General features: G+C 74.8%; 24 protein-coding genes. All 24 read right to left on the minus strand.

The annotated features are described in order from the left end of the window. Positions 1 to 12: 12 nt before the first annotated feature. On the minus strand, positions 13 to 1,143 hold the full coding sequence (locus tag E1O70_RS14085; protein WP_061266702.1) for an EscU/YscU/HrcU family type III secretion system export apparatus switch protein: 1,131 nt from the start codon (positions 1,141 to 1,143) through the stop codon (positions 13 to 15). Next, the gene (locus E1O70_RS14090) at positions 1,143 to 1,895 is read right to left on the minus strand and encodes a flagellar biosynthetic protein FliR (protein ID WP_043657044.1); all 753 of its coding nucleotides are present in this window, start codon (positions 1,893 to 1,895) and stop codon (positions 1,143 to 1,145) included. The genes E1O70_RS14085 and E1O70_RS14090 overlap by 1 nt, the downstream gene beginning before the upstream one ends. Before the next feature lie 6 nt (positions 1,896 to 1,901). Then, the gene (gene fliQ / locus E1O70_RS14095) at positions 1,902 to 2,177 is read right to left on the minus strand and encodes a flagellar biosynthesis protein FliQ (RefSeq protein ID WP_021482560.1); all 276 of its coding nucleotides are present in this window, start codon (positions 2,175 to 2,177) and stop codon (positions 1,902 to 1,904) included. A gap of 2 nt (positions 2,178 to 2,179) precedes the next feature. Then, positions 2,180 to 3,022, minus strand: a complete 843-nt coding sequence (fliP, locus tag E1O70_RS14100) for a flagellar type III secretion system pore protein FliP (protein ID WP_061266701.1) — start codon at positions 3,020 to 3,022, stop codon at positions 2,180 to 2,182. Continuing rightward, positions 3,019 to 3,606, minus strand: a complete 588-nt coding sequence (locus E1O70_RS14105; RefSeq protein ID WP_061266700.1) for a FliO/MopB family protein — start codon at positions 3,604 to 3,606, stop codon at positions 3,019 to 3,021. Before E1O70_RS14105 ends, fliP begins: the two co-directional genes overlap by 4 nt. A 5-nt stretch (positions 3,607 to 3,611) precedes the next feature. Next, positions 3,612 to 4,316 carry a flagellar motor switch protein FliN gene (gene fliN, locus E1O70_RS14110; protein ID WP_061266699.1) on the minus strand — a complete coding sequence of 235 codons (705 nt, stop codon included), beginning with the start codon at positions 4,314 to 4,316 and terminating at the stop codon, positions 3,612 to 3,614. A gap of 3 nt (positions 4,317 to 4,319) precedes the next feature. After that, positions 4,320 to 5,219: a flagellar motor switch protein FliM gene (locus E1O70_RS14115; protein ID WP_061266698.1), complete on the minus strand. Its 900-nt coding sequence runs from the start codon at positions 5,217 to 5,219 to the stop codon at positions 4,320 to 4,322. 66 nt (positions 5,220 to 5,285) lie between these two features. Further along, positions 5,286 to 6,179 carry an OmpA/MotB family protein gene (locus E1O70_RS14120; RefSeq protein WP_081895843.1) on the minus strand — a complete coding sequence of 298 codons (894 nt, stop codon included), beginning with the start codon at positions 6,177 to 6,179 and terminating at the stop codon, positions 5,286 to 5,288. Continuing rightward, complete coding sequence (locus E1O70_RS14125) at positions 6,179 to 6,952, minus strand: motility protein A (RefSeq protein ID WP_021483317.1); 774 nt, start codon at positions 6,950 to 6,952, stop codon at positions 6,179 to 6,181. Before E1O70_RS14125 ends, E1O70_RS14120 begins: the two co-directional genes overlap by 1 nt. Before the next feature lie 3 nt (positions 6,953 to 6,955). After that, positions 6,956 to 7,267: a flagellar FlbD family protein gene (locus E1O70_RS14130; RefSeq protein WP_034652796.1), complete on the minus strand. Its 312-nt coding sequence runs from the start codon at positions 7,265 to 7,267 to the stop codon at positions 6,956 to 6,958. A 145-nt stretch (positions 7,268 to 7,412) separates the two neighbouring features. Further along, the gene (locus tag E1O70_RS14135) at positions 7,413 to 8,594 is read right to left on the minus strand and encodes a flagellar hook protein FlgE (protein ID WP_061266697.1); all 1,182 of its coding nucleotides are present in this window, start codon (positions 8,592 to 8,594) and stop codon (positions 7,413 to 7,415) included. A gap of 15 nt (positions 8,595 to 8,609) precedes the next feature. Next, entirely contained in the window at positions 8,610 to 9,098 is a 489-nt protein-coding gene (locus E1O70_RS14140; RefSeq protein WP_061266696.1) for a flagellar hook capping FlgD N-terminal domain-containing protein, read from the minus strand. 13 nt (positions 9,099 to 9,111) lie between these two features. Further along, a complete protein-coding gene (locus E1O70_RS14145; protein WP_128957557.1) occupies positions 9,112 to 10,686 on the minus strand; it encodes a flagellar hook-length control protein FliK in 1,575 nt (524 codons plus the stop codon). Positions 10,687 to 10,697: 11 nt separating this feature from the next. After that, on the minus strand, positions 10,698 to 11,417 hold the full coding sequence (locus tag E1O70_RS14150; protein ID WP_061266693.1) for a C40 family peptidase: 720 nt from the start codon (positions 11,415 to 11,417) through the stop codon (positions 10,698 to 10,700). 2 nt (positions 11,418 to 11,419) lie between these two features. After that, entirely contained in the window at positions 11,420 to 11,854 is a 435-nt protein-coding gene (locus E1O70_RS14155; protein ID WP_061266692.1) for a flagellar export protein FliJ, read from the minus strand. Further along, positions 11,854 to 13,155 carry a FliI/YscN family ATPase gene (locus E1O70_RS14160; protein ID WP_205688661.1) on the minus strand — a complete coding sequence of 434 codons (1,302 nt, stop codon included), beginning with the start codon at positions 13,153 to 13,155 and terminating at the stop codon, positions 11,854 to 11,856. Before E1O70_RS14160 ends, E1O70_RS14155 begins: the two co-directional genes overlap by 1 nt. A gap of 77 nt (positions 13,156 to 13,232) precedes the next feature. Beyond that, a complete protein-coding gene (locus E1O70_RS14165) occupies positions 13,233 to 13,883 on the minus strand; it encodes a FliH/SctL family protein (RefSeq protein WP_082774196.1) in 651 nt (216 codons plus the stop codon). Further along, positions 13,873 to 14,994: a flagellar motor switch protein FliG gene (gene fliG / locus E1O70_RS14170; protein ID WP_082774195.1), complete on the minus strand. Its 1,122-nt coding sequence runs from the start codon at positions 14,992 to 14,994 to the stop codon at positions 13,873 to 13,875. Before fliG ends, E1O70_RS14165 begins: the two co-directional genes overlap by 11 nt. Then, positions 14,991 to 16,619 carry a flagellar basal-body MS-ring/collar protein FliF gene (gene fliF / locus E1O70_RS14175; RefSeq protein WP_061266690.1) on the minus strand — a complete coding sequence of 543 codons (1,629 nt, stop codon included), beginning with the start codon at positions 16,617 to 16,619 and terminating at the stop codon, positions 14,991 to 14,993. Before fliF ends, fliG begins: the two co-directional genes overlap by 4 nt. A 2-nt stretch (positions 16,620 to 16,621) precedes the next feature. Next, positions 16,622 to 16,951 carry a flagellar hook-basal body complex protein FliE gene (gene fliE, locus E1O70_RS14180; RefSeq protein WP_061266694.1) on the minus strand — a complete coding sequence of 110 codons (330 nt, stop codon included), beginning with the start codon at positions 16,949 to 16,951 and terminating at the stop codon, positions 16,622 to 16,624. Positions 16,952 to 16,956: 5 nt separating this feature from the next. Next, positions 16,957 to 17,349 (minus strand): flagellar basal body rod protein FlgC, encoded by a 393-nt coding sequence (locus E1O70_RS14185; protein ID WP_021482578.1) that lies wholly within the window; start codon positions 17,347 to 17,349, stop codon positions 16,957 to 16,959. Between the two features lies 1 nt (position 17,350). Next, entirely contained in the window at positions 17,351 to 17,695 is a 345-nt protein-coding gene (locus E1O70_RS14190) for a flagellar basal body rod protein FlgB (RefSeq protein WP_021482579.1), read from the minus strand. Positions 17,696 to 17,927: 232 nt separating this feature from the next. Next, positions 17,928 to 18,245 carry a hypothetical protein gene (locus tag E1O70_RS14195; RefSeq protein ID WP_061266689.1) on the minus strand — a complete coding sequence of 106 codons (318 nt, stop codon included), beginning with the start codon at positions 18,243 to 18,245 and terminating at the stop codon, positions 17,928 to 17,930. Further along, positions 18,235 to 18,657 carry a flagellar export chaperone FliS gene (gene fliS / locus E1O70_RS14200; RefSeq protein WP_021483132.1) on the minus strand — a complete coding sequence of 141 codons (423 nt, stop codon included), beginning with the start codon at positions 18,655 to 18,657 and terminating at the stop codon, positions 18,235 to 18,237. The genes E1O70_RS14195 and fliS overlap by 11 nt, the downstream gene beginning before the upstream one ends. Positions 18,658 to 18,668 lie beyond the last annotated feature (11 nt).

Raw genomic sequence — 18,668 nt, forward strand, 5'->3', positions numbered from 1 at the left:
GGCCGGGCGGGGTCACGCGGCCCGCGCGTCGTCGGCGGGCCACTCGCCCGGCGCGATCGCCGGGCGGGCCATGCGGTGCGGGACGGACGAGGCCGCCGCGCCGCGGCGCGTGAGCGCCATGACGAACGCGAGGACGCGCGCGACGGCCATGTAGAGCTCGACGGGCACCTCCTGCCCGACGTCGCACGCCCGGTGCAGGGCGCGCGCGAGCGGGACGTCGCGGACCATCGGCACCCGCGACTCCTCGGCCTTCTCGCGGATGCGGGCGGCGACGTGGTCGGCACCCTTCGCGACGACGCGCGGCGCGGAGCGCCCGGGCTCGTAGCGCAGCGCGACGGCGACGTGGGTCGGGTTGACGACGACGACGTCCGCGTCGGCCACAGCGGCGATCATGCGGTTGCGCGTCATCGAGCGCGCCATCGACCGGCGCTGCGACTTCACGAGCGGGTCGCCGTCGGTGCTCTTGTTCTCGTCCTTGAGCTCCTTCTTGGTCATGCGCGTCTTCTTGCGGTTGCGTCGTGCCACGACGAGCACGTCGAACAGCGCGAGCGTGAGGCCCGCCGCCGTCGCCCAGACCAGGAGCGAGCGCACGCCGGAGCCCGCCGCCTCGAGCAGCGACGCGATCGGCAGGCCGCCCGCGGCCAGGAGGACCGGCATGAGGGACTGGACGACCGCGTAGAGCACGACGCCGACGACCGTCGTCTTGAGCAGGGCCTTGGCGCCGTTCCACAGCGCCTGCGCCCCGAACATCCGCTTGAGCCCGCTCATCGGGTTGAACTGGTCGGCCTCGGGCCTCAGCCGCTTCAGGTGCAGGCCGCCCTGCGCGACCGACGCGAGCAGCACGGCGACGGCGATCGGCCCGAGGAGCGGCAGCATGGTCGGCACCACGGAACCGAGCGCGTCCTGCGCGAGCTGGAGCGCGACCGCGGGCTCGGGGTTCTCGATCACGGTGCGCAGCGACAGCACCTGGTCGGTCGCGGCCCGTGCCGCGGCGCTCACGGTCAGCGGGATCACCGCACCGGCGATCCCGACCCCGACCCAGGCCGTGAGGTCCTGCGACTTGCCGAGCTGGCCCTTGGACCGGACCTCCTTCATCTTCCGGTCGGAGGCCTGCTCGGTCTTCTCCTCGGTGGAGTCGGCCATCAGCCCACGCCGCCCATGCGCTCGACGGCCTCGGCCGTGAGCACCGAGACGACATGCGGGAGCGCGACGAGCACCGTCCCGACGAGCGCGAGCGTGAGGAAGATCTTCAGCGGGAAGCCCATCGCGAACGCGTTGAGCGCGGGGGCGACCCGGTTGACCAGGCCGAGCCCGGCGTCGGCCAGGAAGAGCACGACGACGATCGGGCCGGCGATCTGCAGCCCCGCCACGAACGAGCCGGTGAGGGCCTCGACGAACGACGCCGCGGGGACGCCGGCCAGGCCGCCCACCGGGACGGCCTCGTACGAGCGGGCGAGGCCGAGCACCATCAGCTGGTACGCGTCGGAGACGAACATGAGCACGACCGCGAGGAGCGCGAAGAGTCGCGTGAACTGCGACCCGTTGACGTTCGTCTGGGGGTCGTACGCCATGCCGAGCGAGAACCCGCCGAACAGGTCGAGGTGGGCGCCGGCGGCGGTGATCGCCGAGAAGACGACCATGACGAGCGTCCCGAGCATCGCGCCCGTGACCGCCTCGGCGACGAGGTGCGCGAGGAACGTCGCGGTCCCGGTCGCCTCGTACCCGGGGGCGGCACGACCGGAGACCACGAGCCCGAGCGACACCGCGAGGATCGCGCGCACCTGGCGCGGGATGGCGTGGTGCGAGAACGGCGGCGCGATGGTCATGAACGCGGCCATGCGCACGCCCGCGAGCATCGTCGCCTGGAGCCACGCGAGGTCGATCTCGAGCTGCACGGGACGTCAGCCCCCGTTCAGCAGCGACGGGATGAGGTCGAACATCTCGTGCGTGAACGTCACCATCTCGCCGATCATCCAGTTGCCGCACACGACGAGCGCGACGGCGACCGCGAGCGCCTTGGGGACGAACGAGAGCGTGATCTCCTGGATCTGCGTGACGGACTGCACGATCGAGATGGCGAGGCCCACGACGAGCGACGTGACGAGCACGGGGGCCGCGAGCTTGGCGGCGAGGACGAGCGCCTGCGTGGCGACGTCGAGGACGGCGGCGGTCTCCACGGTCAACCCATCCCGTACGAGCCGATGAGCGACGTCGTGATGAGACCCCACCCGTCGACGAGGACGAAGAGCAGCAGCTTGAACGGCAGCGAGATCATCGTGGGCGGCAGCATCATCATGCCCATGCTCATGAGGGCTGCGGCGACGACGAGGTCGATGACGAGGAACGGCACGAAGACGACGAACCCGATGATGAACGCGGCGCGGAGCTCCGAGATGACGAACGCGGGGACGAGCGTCGTGAGGGGGACGTCGACGGGGGTCGCCGGGTTCTCGAGGTCGGCGGCGCGCGTCATGAGCGCGAGGTCCTCCTCGCGCGTGTGGGCGAGCATGAACTCGCGCAGCGGCACGGCGCCCGCGTCGAGCGCCTGGCTGAAGGTCGTGGTGCCGTCGAGGTAGGGCTGGACCGCGGCGTCGTTGATCTCGCCGAACACCGGCCACATGACGAACAGCGAGAGGAACAGCGCGAGCCCGGCGAGGACCATGTTGGGCGGCACCGTGGCGGTGCCCAGCGCGTTCCGGGTCAGGGCGAGGACGACGAAGATCTTGGTGAACGACGTCATCATGAGCAGCAGCGTCGGCGCGAGCGACAGCAGCGTGATGCCGACCAGCGTCACGAGGGACGACGACGGCTCGCCGTTCGGCCCGTTGATCTCCACCGAGAGCGTGGACCCCGCGTCCTGCGGGTCGACCGGCTGGGTGGGCGGGGCCGGGTCGGTCGGGTCGACGACCGCGGCGCCCGCGTGGGGCGCGAGCAGGACGGTCGCGACGGCGACGAGGAGCAGGACCGCCCCGACGAGCACCGCGAGGCGCAGCGCGCGGCGCGACGGGAGGGCGCGTGTCACCGGGCACCTCCTCGCACGACCCGCACGGCCTTGCGCCACGTGTCGGGCGCGAGGAAGGTGCGCAGGGCGCTCGTCGGCGCGGGCGGCGCGACGACGACGGCGGTCGTGAGGGCCCCGGCCCGAGGCCCCGAGACGGCCGGGGGCACGTCGGCGGGAACCGAGCCGGGCTCGCCGTTCCACGCCGAGGCGTCCCCGTTCGCGGCCGGCTGCGCGAGCCACAGCTCCGCCGCGGTGACGGCGTCGTCGAACGACGGCTCGTCCGAGGTCGGGGCACCGGGCGTCGCGTCCGCGGCGGTGACCGTGGTGACCGCGGTGGGCGGGACGTCGGACGGCACGGATAACGGGCCGTCGATGACGGTCACGGACGACTCCGTCACGCCGAGGAGGTACCGGCGGCCCCCGGCCTCGAGCAGGACCGCGGCGCTCTTCTGCGACAGCCCCTGGCGCGCGACCACGGTCAGCTGCTCCTGGCGCCCGCGCGGCGCGGAGCGCGAGGTCTTGCTCGCGACGCGGTACGAGACCCACAGGAGCCCGAGCACGACCGCCAGCGAGAAGGCGACGCGCAGCACGGTGGTGACGTCCATGCCGGTCAGTCGTCCGCGTCGAGGATCTTGGTGATGCGCACCCCGTAGTCGCCGCCGTCGACGACCACGACCTCGCCCTTGGCGATCGTGCGGCCGTTGAGCTGCACGTCCGCCGGCGCCCCGGCGGACCGGTCGAGCTCGACGACGGCGCCCGGCTCGAGGCTGAGCACGTCCCGCACCGGCATCCGGGTGCGGCCCACGATGACGGAGAGGCGCATCTCGACGTTGGAGATGCGGGCGAGCCGGGCACCGGTCACGGCCTCGTCGGGCAGGCTCCGCAGCGCGCGGCGCGTGCGCACGACGAACCAGCCCGCCGTCGGGCCGTCGTCCGTGAAGAGCTCGAACACGACGGACTCCGGGTCCTCGAAGAGCGCGGTCGCGTCGGCGACGCGCACCTCCCCGAGCACGCCGACGCCGGTGGTCGACCCCGCGGCCTCCAGGGCGGGGCGCAGGACGTCGGTGACGTCGAGCGCCGCCTCCTGGGAGGCGTCGGCGAGCGTGTCCTGGTCGATGAGGGCGAGCGCGAGGTCGGTGCCGGAGTCCCCCACGTACGAGGCGACGACCGCCCGTGCGGCCTGCGGGCCGACGGGGGCGCCGCCGCGCAGGGCCGCGCGCAGCGGGGTGCTGGTCGGGACGAGCTCGACGAGCGCGTGGGCGGCGGCGGACGCGGCCTCGACGACGGACTGCTCGACCGGGGTGGCGGTGCTCATGGGTCAGTTCTCCTCGGTGGTGACGATGCGGCAGGCGAGGCGGGAGCCGGACGAGCCGACGGCGCCGCGGGCCAGGACGTGGCCGTCGACGATGACGTCGAGCGGGCGGGACTGGGCGTGGGGGACGTGCACGACGTCGCCGACGGCGAGGTCCAGCACCTCGGTCGGCGTCATGGACGCGCCGGTGAGCTCGACGGTGACGTCGACGAGCGAGCGCGCGACGTGCTGGCGCGTGCGCCGGGTCGCGTCGGCGGGGTCGTCCGCCGGGTTGGCCTCGCCGAGGTGCGGGAGCAGCGCGACCGACGGCACGGCGAGGGTCGCCCGGCACGCGCGCTCGCCGACGCGGAGGTCGAGCTCGGCGACGATCATGAGCTCGGCGGTGGGGGCGGCCTGGGCGAACTGCGAGTTGTGCTGGATCGACGAGATCCGCAGGGGGTTCTCGAGCAGCCGGCCCATCGAGTGGCGCAGGTCGCGCAGCGTCTCGGTGAGCAGCGACGTCACGAGCGTGCGCTCGACGTCGGTGAACTTGCGGTCGACGACCGGGATGGACGGCCCGGCGCCGAGCATGTGGGCGATCCACGTGAGGGCGTCCGTGTGCGGGAACTGCAGGACGGCGCGCGGGCCGATCCCCTCGAGCTCGCACACGACGAACGTCGTCGTCACGGGCAGCTCGGCGACGTAGTCGTCGTAGGTGCGCATCGCGACCGCGGCGAGGTTGACCTGGCTCACGACCCGCACGCGGGCCGTGAGCTGCGTGCCCCACTGGCGCGCGAAGCTCTCGAACGCCATCTCGAGGATGCGGTGGTGCTCGCGGACGAGCGTCGTCGGGCGGCGGAAGTCGTAGACCTCGACCTTGCGGCTCGGTGCGGGCTGCTGGACCCGCTCGGGTGTCGTCGTGCTCACGACCGCTCCTATGCGGGCGCGCACGACGCGAGCCTGCGCGACGTCGCGCAGGCTCGACGGGCCGCGTCACTCCCCCGGAGCGCCCGCCTCCCCCGCCGTCTCGGCGGCCCGCGCGAGAGCCCGCGCGTCCGCCTCCGCGGCCGGGACGTCCGCCGCGCTGAGCTGCCCCGACAGCACCTGCGGGATGAGCGCGCGCACGGCCTCCGGCGCGGACGAGAGCACCATGATGTCGACGCGGCGGTTCGTCGCGAGCGCCTCGGGGCTCGTGCCCTCGGCGAGCGGACGCGCCGACCCGAAGCCCACCGCGGCGATCCGGTGCTCGGCGAGACCGTCCTGCTCGACGAGGTGGCGCAGCACGGCGGTGGCGCGCGACGACGACAGCTCCCAGTTCGACGGGAAGACCGACGTCACGGTCGAGGTGTAGTCCGCGTTGCCCTCGATGCGGATCTCGTGCGCGGTCGGCGCGAGCGCCGGGCCCACGACGTCGAGCACCGCCCGCGCCTCCTGCGTGAGGTCCGCGCTCCCGGGCGAGAAGAACGTGTCCGCGGACACGAGCCGCACGGTCAGCCCGCGCTCGTCGATGTCGAACCGGACCGTGTCGGACCGCCCGTGCGCGGCGAGGTCGCGGGCCATCGCGTCGCGCAGCGCCGAGAGATCCGACACCTCGTCGAGCGCGCGCTCGAGGTCCGTCTCGACGTCGACCGGCTCCTCCGCCGGGTTCTCCACGACCTCCTCGACGACCGCGGCGTCCTCGACGTTGCCGAAGCCCTCCGCGAGCGAGGACTTCAGCTCCTGGTACTTGCCCTGGTCGACCGAGCTGATGGCGAACAGGACGATGAACAGGCACATGAGCACGGTCACCATGTCCATGTACGACACCATCCAGCGGCCGGAGCCGCCCGTGTCGTGCCCGCCACCGCCGCCCCCGCCGCCGTGGCCGCCCCTGCGACGCCGCGCCATCAGGCGGCCTTGTCCTCGGGCAACGACCACTCGGGGACCATCGTCTTGAGCCGCTCGTCGATGACCCGGGCGCGCGAGCCCGCCTGGATCGACATGTAGCCCTCGAGGAGGACGTGGAGCCGCTCGATCTCGAGGTCGGACAGGCGCTTGAGCTTCGCGCCGATGGGCAGCCAGATGAAGTTGGCGGAGAGGATGCCCCACAGGGTCGCGATGAACGCCGCGGCGATCATGTGCCCGAGCTTCTCGGGCTCGGACAGGTTCTCCAGCACGTGGGTCAGCGAGACGACGGTGCCGACGATGCCGATCGTGGGGGCGTAGCCGCCGATCGCGTTGAAGAAGTCGTACGCGACGGCGTCCTCGCGGGCCTTGGTCTCGATCCGCTCCTCGAGCAGGGTGCGCAGCTGCTCGGCGTCCGAGCCGTCGGCGAGCGACTGCAGCGCGCTGCGCTGGAACGGGTCGTCCGTCTTCTGGGACTCTGCCTCGAGGGCGAGCAGGCCGCCGTCGTTCTGGACGATCTCCGCGGCCCGGACGACCTCCTCGATGGCCTCCGCGGGACGCGGCGCCTTGCCCGTGAACGCGCGCGGCAGCGTCTTGAAGGCCCGGACCGAGTCCTTGAGCGTCCCCGACGCGACGGCGGCGAAGATGCTCGCCCCGAACACGAGGATGATCGGTGCCGGGAGCAGGATCGAGGTGATCTGCGACCCCTCGAGGTACACCATCGCGATGAGCGAGCCGAACGCGACGAGGATGCCGATGATGGTTGCGGGGTCCATGGCCTACTTCGTCCTCGTGTCGGGCAGGGGTGCGAGGGCGACCGGGCGGTCGCCGGGGGCGGGGGCGTCGTCGGGCGCGGACCGGACGACCTCGAGCGGTGCGCGCTCGGCGGGGGCGGGCAGGGAGCGCGCGAGCGCGAGCACGCGCGCCTTGTGCTCCTCGACGAGGCGGATCACGACCTCCATGGGCTCGGTCACGATGTAGCGCGAGCCGTCGATGAGCGTCACGCGCGTGTCCGGGTTGGTCTCGACGCGGGCCACCAGGTCCGCGTTGATCGCGATGCGCTCGGAGCTGAAGCGCGTGAGGACGATCACGGCTCTCCCTTCGGGTGGGACGGGTCCGGGTCAGGTGCGGACGGGTTCGGGACGGAGGTGCGGGTCTGGGGTCGGTGCGGGGTCCGGTCCGGGGTTCGGTGGGGTGCCTCCCGGTCGGGCCGGGAGGCACCCAACCGCCCCCGGGTCAGCGCTTGAGGTTGACGAGCTCGGTGAGCACCTCGTCGGACGTCGTGATCACGCGCGAGTTCGCCTGGAACCCGCGCTGCGACACGATGAGGTTGGTGAACTCCTGCGAGAGGTCGACGTTCGACATCTCGAGAGCGCCCGCGGTGATCGAGCCGAGGCCCGGGTCGCCCGCGGCGCCGACCAGCAGGTCGCCCGAGTACTGCGTCGCCGCGAAGAGCGAGTCGCCCGCCTTCTCGAGCCCGCCGGCGTTGGTGAACGTCGCGAGCGCGACCTGGCCGAGGACCTCGGTCCGGCCGTTCGAGTAGCGGCCGACGATCGAGCCGTCGCCGGAGACCGAGTACGACGTGAGCGACCCGGCGGCCCCGCCGTCCTTGCTCGCCACGGCGACGTTCGACAGCCCCGCGTACGAGGTGAGCGCGTCGAGACCGACCGTCACCCCGCCGACGGCGAGGGACCCGCCGCCGGTCAGGGCACCACCCGTGAACGTGAGGGCCTGCGGGCCCGCGAGCGTCGCGCCGGTCGCGCCGTCGCGGGCGCTCACGGACCAGCCGCCGGCGGCGGCCGTGAAGACGAGCGAGAGCTTGCTCGCCCGGCCCGCCGCGTCGAAGACCTCGACGTCGCGCACGAGCTCGGTGCCGTCCGCGGCGTCCGAGGGCAGGTTGCCCCCGAACGTCACGCCCGTGGTCGCGCGGGGCGGGATCACGTCCCCGACGGGGATCGTGAGGTTGCCGAGCGGGCTGCTCGTGTTCACCACGCCGTCGGTGGCGGTCCAGCCCTGGACGAGGTCGCCGCTCGCGTTGACGAGCCGGCCCGCGCCGTCGAACGTGAACCCGCCGTTGCGCGTGTAGTACGCCTGGCCGCCCCGCTCGACGACGAAGAACCCGTCGCCGTCGATCATGAGGTCGGTCGGGACGCCCGTCGTCTGCGCGGCGCCCTGGGTGAACTGCGTCGTGATGGCGGCCGTCGTGACGCCGAGGCCGATCTGCGCGGGGTTCGCGCCGCCGACCTGCTGGTCGGGCGCGACACCCGCCGCGACGAGCTGGGACAGCGTGTCCTGGAACTGGGTGCGCGAGGACTTGAAGCCCGTCGTGTTGACGTTCGCGATGTTGTTGCCCGTGACGTCCAGCATGTTCTGGTGGGCGCGCAGGCCGGAGATTCCGGTGTTGAGGGAGCGGAGCACGAGAGTCCTTTCGGGTCAGGCGGCGGAGCTGCCGTGGTCGTCGGTGGCGCCGTCCGTGGCTGCCGGGGTCCCGGTGGCATCCGTGCTGACCGAGGAGGTGACGGCGGAGACGTGGTCGAGGTCGACCGTCACCCCGCCGATCGTCACGGTGGGTACCGCGTCGCGGTACGACACCGCGGTGGCGGTGCCCGTGTGCTCGACGCCGTCGGCGTCGAGGTAGGAGACCTTGTTGCCCAGGAGGTCGGCGGCCGACTGGCGCATCTGGAGCGCGAACGACTCCTCGACGAGCCCGCTCATCCGCGTGAGCGCCTCCATCATGGCGAGCGACGTCGTCTGCGAGACGATCTCGCCGGTGTCCATGGAGCTGGACGGGTCCTGGTTGCGCAGCTGGGTCACGAGGAGCCCGAGGAAGAGCTCGCTGTCGTACTCCTGCTTGGGCGCGCGCACGCTCTTCGTGGCATACATCGATGCCGGCGCCGGCGCGCTCACGGGTTCGACGGGCACGTGGTTCCTCTCCTCAGACGAGGACGTCGAGGCGCCGGGCGGCGCCGTACGTCCTGCCGACCACTGTCGGCTCGGTCTCGGGCTCGGTGGCCCCTCGGTGCGGGCGGGCCGGGCCGCGGTCGTGCGCGCCGGGCTCCTGCGGGTCGCGACGCGCGCCGGACCCGTCCGCGGTGGCGCCGCGGCCGTCCCGACCGTCCCGACTATCGACAGCCGCGCCCGGTGCTCCCGCGTCCGCGACGGTGACCGACGACGCCCCGCCCGCGATGCCCGCGAGGTCGCGCCGCAGGTCGGCGACGATGGCGCGCAGCGCCTCGCGGCCCGTGTCGTGCGGCGCGTAGAGCTCGATGCGCAGGTCACCGCCCGCGACGTGCGCGCGGACCGTCACGGGCCCGAGGTTCTCGGGCGTCACGGAGAGCGTGAGCACGTGGTCGCCGTCGCCCGCCTCGGCGAGCCGGACGACGGGCCCGGCGACCTGGGCGTGCAGCGGCTGTGCCGGGTGCGACGCGGCCGCCGGGGCGGTCACCGCGGGCGCGCCGACGGCGGCCGGTGCGGCAGGGGCCGCGACGGGGGCGGCGGCGAGGAGCTCCGCGGCGGCCCGCGGCGCGGCGTCCGGCGCGAGGGTCGTGCCCTCCGGGCCGGTCGGGACCGGTGACGTCACGCCGTCCGCCTCCCCCGGTGCAGGGGCGACGGCGACGCCCCCCGAGCTGGTCGGCGCACCCGGCGCGGCGGGGACCGGCGCACCCGGCGTGGCGGGGACCGGACCCGGCGGCGGGGTCGTGGTCGTCCCGGCCCCGGGCCCGGCGCTCGCCAGGGGTCCGGCCGTCGCGACGGCCTCTCCGGCACCACCGCTCGCCCGCGTCGCGGCGGGCACCGTCACCGGGCCGTCCGCCGTCGCCGTCGCGTCGGACGACCACGGTGCACCGGTCGGCGTCCGAGCCTCGCCCGGCCCGGCCGCCGCCGCGGTGCCGACCGCCGAGGCGGTGCCGGCCGCCGAGGCTGCGCCGGGTGCGCCCGGGCGGTCGCCCGTGGCCGGGGCAGCCGTGGACGCGTCCGGGGCGCCCGCGGCGTCGGCCGACGACGCGGCGCGCGTCGGACCGTGCTCGTCGCCGGGCGCCGCGTCGTCCGCGACGGCGGCAGCTGCCGCGCCGTCCGGCGTGGCGGTGCCGGCGAGCGCGCCGTCGAGACCGACGGGCGCCGCGTCGGGGAGCACCGGCAGGCCCGGCAGGCCGACGGGCACGGGCGGCACGGCGGGCCGACCGTCCGCGGCGGTGGCGCCGTCCGCCGAGGAGTCGGCGCCGGGGGCCCCGGTGGCCGCGGGCCCGTCGGTCGAGGACCCGTCGGTCGAGAGCCCGGCGGTCGGGGTGCTGCCGGTCGAGGACTCGGCGGTGGTCGCGCCGTCGTCGACGGCCCGGTCGGCAGGGGTGCCCCCGCGAGCGCGCGCGGGCTCCGGGCGGCCGCGGGCCGCCTCGCCGAGCGCGGCGTCGAAGCTGCGGCCGAACGCGTCGGCCGAGGCTCCGGACGCCGCCCGGGGCCGCGCCGTCGTGGCCGGTGCCGGAGCCGCGACCAGGGCGTTCGTGGTCAGGGTCATTGTGGTCCTCCTCAGCCGATCACGCGGCGGATGGTCGTCACGGAGGCGTCGCTGACGTCCGTGATCTCGACGGTGCGGCCGGGCTTGGGCGCGTGGATCATCTGCCCGTCGCCCAGGTAGATGCCGATGTGCTTGCCCCCGCGCTGCACCACGAGGTCGCCGGGTCGCGCCTCGGCGAGCGAGCCGACCTCGGTCCCCTGGCGCATCTGGTCGCGCGCGACGCGCGGCAGGTCGACGCCGTGCGCGGAGTACACGAGCTGGACGAGGCCCGAGCAGTCGAGGCCGCCCTCGCCGAGGCTCTCGCCGCCCCACACGTACGGCACGCCGAGGTACTGGCGCGCCGTCTCGACGACCGACCGTCCCGCCGCGCCGTCGGTCGCGCCGTCCGGCGCGGTCGCCGGGCCGGCGGGCGCAGCGGGGGCGGCCGGCGCGACGGCTGCCGCCGCCGCGGCGCCCGGCGACGCACCCGCCCCGAACAGCGCGCTGCGCGCGAGCTCGTCGGCGCCGGTCGCCCCGGACAGCGTGCCGAGCAGGCGCCCGACCACGTCCGAGCCGGTGCCCGCCGCGCCCGTCGTCGGCAGCGCCGAGAGCGCCGAGAGCGCCGACGCGAAGTCGGTCGCGCTCGTGGACGACGACGACGCCGCCGTCGACCGGCCGGGGGCGGCCACGACGTCGTGCAGCGCCACGATCTCCGTGCGGATCTCGCCCACGCGGGCGAGCGCCTGGGTCATGCTCACGTCGTCGACCCCCCGGCCGTCGTGCGCCGCGCGGCCGAGGCGATCTCGTCGAGCGCGGCCTGGTCGGCGCGCCCTTCCACGCGGGCCGTCTCGGCGTCGTGCCGCTCCTCGAGCTTCTCGAGGCCCAGCGCGGCGGCACGGGCGCGCGCGAGCTCCGCGCGCGCCTCGTCCACGGCGTGCGCGCACACGCGCTCCTCGGACTCGAGCACGGAGAACAGCGCGCTCGCCGCGGCGCGCGAGGCCGCGAGCCCGGACAGCGCCGCGCTCGTCGTCGGGCGCTCGGGCGAGGCGTCGAGGTAGGCGGCGAGACCGCCCGCCTCCTCCACGGTGCGCGCGAGGTCCGCGTGCGCTCCCGCGAGCGCCGCCTTGGCGCCGTCCTCCTCGAGGCGGCGCAGGCGTAGCACGCCCGCGAGCCGGAACTTCCCCGCCATCAGTCCTCCCCTCCGGCCAGCACCTGGGTGAGCCGCGTGAGGCGCGCCCACGACTCCTCGGCCGGCGTCCTGTCGGTCATGACCTGCTGCAGGAAGGCGTCGATCGCCCCCTGGTGCTCGAGGCTCGCGTCGACGAGGGGGTCGGTGCCCTTCTTGTACGCCCCGATGTCGAGGATGTCCTGCGCCTTGCGGCGCGCCGCGAGGACCCGGCGCAGCGTGAGCGCGACCGACCTCTGCTCGAGCGTGGTCACGCGCGACGCGACGCGCGAGACCGACGCGAGCGCGTCGACCGCCGGGTAGTGGCCCGAGACGGCGATGGACCGGTCGAGCACCACGTGCCCGTCGAGGATCGAGCGCGCCTGGTCGGCGATCGGCTCGTTGTGGTCGTCGCCGTCGACGAGGACGGTGTAGATCCCGGTGACGGAGCCCGTCGCCGCGGTGCCCGCGCGCTCGAGCAGGTTCCCCATGAGGGAGAACGTCGACGGCGGGTAGCCGCGCGTCGCGGGGGGCTCCCCCACGGACAGCCCGATCTCGCGCTGCGCCATGGACACGCGCGTGAGGGAGTCCATCATGAGGACGACGTGCGACCCGGCCTCCCGGAACGACTCGGCGATCCGGGTCGCCGTGAAGGCTGCGCGCCGCCGCATCATCGCGGGCTCGTCGGACGTCGCGACGACGACGACCGACCGGGCCAGGCCCTCGGGGCCGAGGTCGTCCTCGAGGAACTCGCGCACCTCGCGCCCGCGCTCGCCGACGAGCGCGATGACCGACACCTCGGCGTCGGTCCCGCGCGCGACCATCGACAGCAGCGAGGACTTGCCGACGCCGGAGCCGGCGAACAGCCCGATGCGCTGGCCCCGGCCGAGCGTGGTGAGCGTGTCGAGGACCCGTACGCCGGTCTGGAGCGGCGTGTCGATGCGCGCCCGCTCCATCGCGGCGGGCGCGTCCGCGTCCACGGGCACGCGGGGCGCGCGCCCGAGCGGGCCGCGCCCGTCCACGGGGCGGCCGAGCGCGTCGACCACGCGGCCGAACAGGCCGCGCCCGGTCGGGACGAGGACCCCGGTGCCGCGCGTGCGCACCGGGTCGCCCGCGCGGACACCGGAGAGCCGGCCGAGCGGCATGCAGCGTGCCCTGCCCTCGGCGGTCGCGACGACCTCCGCGTCGAGGGGGTGCGGGCCGTCGCCGACGTGGACGAGGTCGCCGATGCCGCAGCTCAGGCCCGCGACCTCGAGGCTCAGCCCGACGGCCGACGTCACGACGCCGACCCGCTCGGGCCGCGCCACCGCGACGAGGGACTCCAGCGCGGGCGGGCGGGAGTGCGGGCGGGTCGCGCCCGCCGTGGTGCGCGTGCCCGGCACGGCGGAGCCGACCGGGGCCGTCACGACGACCCTCCGGCCGCGCCGGGCCCGGCGTCGGGCGTGAGGTCGGGCCCGACGTCGAGCAGCGCCAGCTCGGCCCGCGCCCGGTCGACGGCGGCGCGCACGCGCGCGTCGAGGAAGCCGTGCTCGAGCTCCGCGACGGCGTCGCCGCGGTCGAGCGACGCGTCCGCGACGAGGCGGACGTCGTCGACCCCGGCCTCGGTCAGCAGGCGCACGTCGTCGGGGTGCAGCCGGACGGCGACGACCGCGCCGTCGGCGACGGCCGTCGCGCGCGCGAGGGCCGCGCGGGCGGCACCCGGTCGGTCGGTGAGCTCGTACCCGAGGACGGACCCCGCGAGGTCGAGCGCGCCCCGGACCGTGGCGTCCTGCGCCGCGGCGACGACGGGGACCGTCCGCTCGCCGAGCGCCCGGGCGGCCTCACGCAGGACGGCGACCGCGCGCGCGGTCCGCTCGTCGCGCTCGGCGGTGCGCCGCGCGTGGTCCGCCTCGAGCGCGGCGCGCAGGCGCTCCGCCTCGTCGCGGGCCGCGCGGGCCCCGGCCGCGTAGCCGGCGGCGTACCCGCGGGCCGACGCCGCCGCCTCGACCTCCGCGACGCGGTCGCTGCGCAGGACCGGCACGACCCGCGGCACGAAGGAGGCGTCAGTAGACAAGCTCGTCCCCGTCCGTGCGGTGGATCGTGATCTTCTCGTCGGCCTCGAGGTTGCGGACGACGCGGACGATCTCCGCGCGCGCCTCCTCGACCTGGCTGATGCGCACCCCGCCCAGCCCGGCGACCTCCTCCTCCAGCAGCGCCCGGTTGCGCTCGGAGATGTTCTTCGTGATCGTCTCGACGACCTTGGCGGTCGTGCCCTTCATCGCGAGCGCGAGCACCGACATCTCGACGCCGCGCAGGATGATCTGCACGTCGCGCGCCTCGAACGAGGCGATGTCCTCGAAGGTCAGCATGCGCGAGCGGACCTCCTCGGCGAGCTGCGGGTCGCGGGCCTCGAGCCCTTCGAGGACCGCCTTCTCCGTGGCGCCGTCGGAGCGGTTGATGATGTCGACGAGCGGCTGGACGCCGCCGAGGATCTCGACCGGCTGACGCGGGGTGATGCTCGCGCCCATGCGGGTGCGGAACTGCTCCGACACGATCTTCACCGCGTCCGGCGACGCGGTGCCCATGGTCGCGAGCGCCTGCGCGACGTCCGTGCGGTAGTCGTCGGCCAGCTTGGCGAGCACCGCGGACGCGACGCCCGAGCTGAGGTGCGCGAGGACGAGGGCGACGGTCTGCGGGTGCTCGCCGTCGAGCAGGGACACGATCTGTCCCGGCTCGGTGCCGTCGAGGTACTCGAACGCCTTGCCCTGCATGCTCGCGACGAGGCGCTCGACCACGTCGGCCGCCCGGTCGGCGCCCATCGACGCCTCGAGCAGCCCGACGGCGAAGTCCTTGCCCCCGCGCGGGCGCGGCGTGCCGGACAGCGCCATGTCGTAGAACTCGTCGAGGGCCGCGACCGCCAGCTCCTCGTCCACCACCTGGGTGCGCATGATCTCGGCCGCGACCTCGGAGGCCTCCTCCTCGGAGAGCAGCGACAGGACCGTCGCCGCCCGCTCCTGGCTGAGCTGCATGAGCACCAGGGCGACCTTCTGCACCCCGCTCATCGCGGCGACCTTGCGCGCGGCCTCGGTCGCGGCCTCCGCGGCGGCGGGGTCGAGGGCGGCCGCCAGACCGGCGGCGCCGGTGCCCGGGGGCGCCGTCTCGGGCGGTGCCGTCGTGACGCTCATCGATGCGCCCCCGCCCGGTCCTCGGCGAGCAGCACCCGCAGGTACTCGGCCGTCTTGTCGGGGTCGGTCGCCGCGAGCGCGTCGATCTCGGCCCGACGCTGGTCGAGGCTCGTGAACCGCGGGGTCGGCGGCTGGATCTCCGGCCGCTCGGGCACGGGCTCGAGCTCGCCCTGACCGCCGCCGGACGGGAGCGCCGGGCGGTCGTCCTCGCGGTCGAGCTCGTGCAGGGTCGTCATACGGAGGTCCTCGAGGTCGACCGTCTCGCGCCGCTCGCGGCGACGACGGGCGCGCCGCACGGCCACGAGCACGATCACCAGGGCGATGAGCACCCCGGCGACGACCGCCGCGGTGCGCAGCATCTGCGCCCGGCTCTCGGCGGCGGCCGCCTCCTCCGCCGCGGCGAGCGCGGCCTGGGCCGACTCCGCGGCGCCCGTGTCGAACGGCAGCACCGCGACCTCGACGGTGTCCCCGCGCTCGGCGTCGATGCCGGCGGCGGCGGAGACCATCGCGGTGATCGCGGCCGTGTCCATGCCCCGCGCCACCTCGGCGTCGAGCGCGACCGACACGGCCTGCCGGGTCAGCGCGCCGGCGGGCGTCGTCGTGGTCTCGGTGACCTTGTCGATCGCGTTGTTGCGCGTGGCGTCCTCCGACGTGTAGCTGCTGTCCCCGCCGGCGCCGCCCGGGACGGCGATGTTGTCCGGTCCCAGCACCCCGGCGACGCCACCGCCCGCGCCGGTGTACTCCTCGGTCGTCGTGGACTCGTTGAGGACGGGCCCGCCCTCCGGCGTGCGGAACGTCTCCTCGAGACGCTCGGAGCTCGCCACGTCCATCTGCGCGGTCACCGCGACGGTCGAGTTCCCGGCCCCGACGACGCGGTCGAGCATCGCCTGCACCTGCCCGGACACCTTCTCCTCGTACTGCCCGGCCTGCTCGCCCGACGAGCGCGCCCCGACGCCGACCTCGGAGAGCACCTCTCCCTGCGCGTCGACGACCGCGACGTCGGTGGGTGCCATGCCGTCGATCGACGCCGAGACGAGGTGGACCATCGCCTCGACCTGCTCGGTCGTGAGCTTCTGGCCGCGGGCGGGAGCGACGAACACCGACGCGGTCGGGGTGCCCTGCTCGGCCGCGAAGACCGTCTTCTCGGGGATCGCGAGCTGGACGGTCGCCGTCTCGACGCCGTCCATCGCGGAGAGGGTGCGGGCGAGCTCGCCCTCGAGCGCGCGCTTGTACGTCACGTCCTGCTGGAACTCGCTCGACGTCACGCCCATCTCGTCGAGCAGCGAGTAGCCGCCCGTCGACTCGTCGGCGGGCAGGCCGGCCGTCGCGGCCGCGAGCCGCTGCTCGTAGACCCGCTCCTCGGGCACGAGCACCGTGCCGCCGCCGTCGGTCAGCTCGTAGGGCACGCCCTGCGAGCGGAGCTGGTCGACGATCGCGGCGGCGTCCGCGCTCGACATGCCGGAGAACAGGGGCGTGTAGCTGGGGCGCGACGCCCACGACACGAGCGCGACGATCCCGACCACGAGGATCGCGAGGGCGAGCAGCGCGAGCGTGCGCTGGGCGATGGTGAAGTCGCGGACGGCGCCGAACGCGCGGCCGAACGTCGACCTGATCTTCTCGGGCATCGTCAGGCCTGCATCCTCATGATCTCGTTGAACGCGTCGACCGCCTTGTTGCGCACGGCGGCGACGAGCTCGAGGGTCGTCTGGGCACGGGTGGAGGCGATGGTCGCCTGGTGGACGCTCTCGAGGTCGCCCGTGACGGCGGCGATCGCCAGCTCGTTCGCGGCGCCCTGGAGCTGCTGCGTGCTGTCGACCGCGCCGCCCAGCACGTCGGCGAAGGCGCTCGCGCCCGCGGCACCGGTCGACCCGGTCGCGGCGGCAGCGGTCGCGGAGAGGCTCTCGACGCCGGTGAGGTACCCGGTGCCGGTCGTGGCCTCGACGGAGGGGATGGACATGAGGATCACTTCCCGATCTGGAGTGCTGCTTCGTAGGCCGTCTTCGCGCGGTCGATCACGGCAGCGTTCGCCTGGTAGCCGCGCTGGGCGAGGATGAGGCTGCCCATCTGCTCGGACATGTCGATGTCCGGGTAGCGCACGTAGCCGTCCTCGTCCGCGAGCGGGTGGTCCGGCTCGTACGTGAGCCGGCCCTCCGCGCTCCCCCACGCCGCCCCGGCGACGTACGCGCCCGGGTTCTTCTCGCCGCCCTCGGTGGCGAGGACGTAGCGGGCGCGGAACGCGGCGTCGTCGGTCGACGTGACGGTGTTGACGTTCGCGAGGTTGTCCGCGACGGCGTCGAGCCACTTGCGGTGCAGGGTGAGGCCGGTGCCGGCGATGCCGAGAGCGTCGTAGGTCATGTCAGGCCGTCCGCATCGCCGCGCGCAGGGCGGCGGCCTCGCCGCCGACGGCCTGGGTCGCGAACTGGTAGCGCAGGACGGTGTCGACGTTCGAGACGGTCTCGGTGTCGAGGTTGACGTTCGAGCCGTCGAGCCGGGTCGGCTCGAGCGAGCGGTCGACGGTGAAGGCGGTGCGCCGGGCGTCGCCGTCGGCGACGGAGGCCGCCAGCGCCTCCTCGAACTGCACGCGCTTCGCGGTGTAGCCCGGGGTGTTGATGTTGGCGACGTTCTCGGCGATGGCGCTCTGCCGGGCGGACAGCCCGTCCAGCGCGCTCTGGATCGCTACGGAGGTGACGGAGTCGAACACGGTCGCGGATTCCCCACGTCGTCGGTGTCGGCCGTCCGATGGCCTGCGGGGGGAGCGGTCCGTGCTCACCCTGAGCCGACGACGGCCGAGGGGCCGCCGTCGTGCGTCGTGCGCGCGCAGCGGGGACGCGTGCTGCGCGGTCGGTCGTGTGCTCACCCGACCCCTATGCAGGGTCGCGACGCGTGAGCCGTGCTCGCCCGGGAGCGCCGCCGGGCCGGAGGTGTCGCGAGGGTCAGGCGCTCACGTCGAGGTACGCCGCCGCGGTCGAGTCGTGCGCGCGGGGCACGCACGTCAGGGCACGGGAGTGCCGCCGGTTCTCCACGATGGCGGCGTGCAGGCGGTCCACCACGTCGGCCTGGCGGACCAGGACCTCGAGCGCGCGGTCCACGAGCTCGGCCGGGAGCCGCCCCAGCCCGGTCGGAGGGGTCCACGCGGCCAGGTGGGCGACGGCCGTCTCGCCGGCGTGCTCGCCCGCGACCGACGCCATCGCGTCGAGCTCGTCGAGGGCACGGGTCCAGGCCGTGACCGTGCCTGCGCGGTCAGGCGACACCGGTCGCTCCGCCGCCGTGCGCCGCGGCGCTCCCGTGCCCGGCGGGCAGCACCTCCGCGGCCTGGCGCCACGTCTCCTGGAGCGGCACGACGATCTCGAGGACCTCGTGCGTCCGCCCGATGTCGCGGTGGACGTTCGCGGCGACCAAGGCTTCGTGGACGTAGACGTAGAGGGCCATGAGGTCCTCGGCACCGTCCCAGACCGTGGTGTCGAGCGAGCCCATGAGCTCGGCCACGATCGCCTGGGCGTGCAGGAGCTGCTCGGACGCGGCGGCCCACCGCTCCTCGCCCTGCGCGGCCTCGGCCCGGCGCAGGTCGAGCACGAGACGGTCGTAGAGCAGCGTCAGCAGGCGCGCGGGGGACGCGGTGAGGATGGCGTCGCGCCCGTAGGCGCTCCGGGCGAGGTGGGTCACGGCGGTTCCTT

The organism is Cellulosimicrobium funkei (assembly GCF_004519295.1).
GTDB classification, from domain to species: domain Bacteria; phylum Actinomycetota; class Actinomycetes; order Actinomycetales; family Cellulomonadaceae; genus Cellulosimicrobium; species Cellulosimicrobium funkei.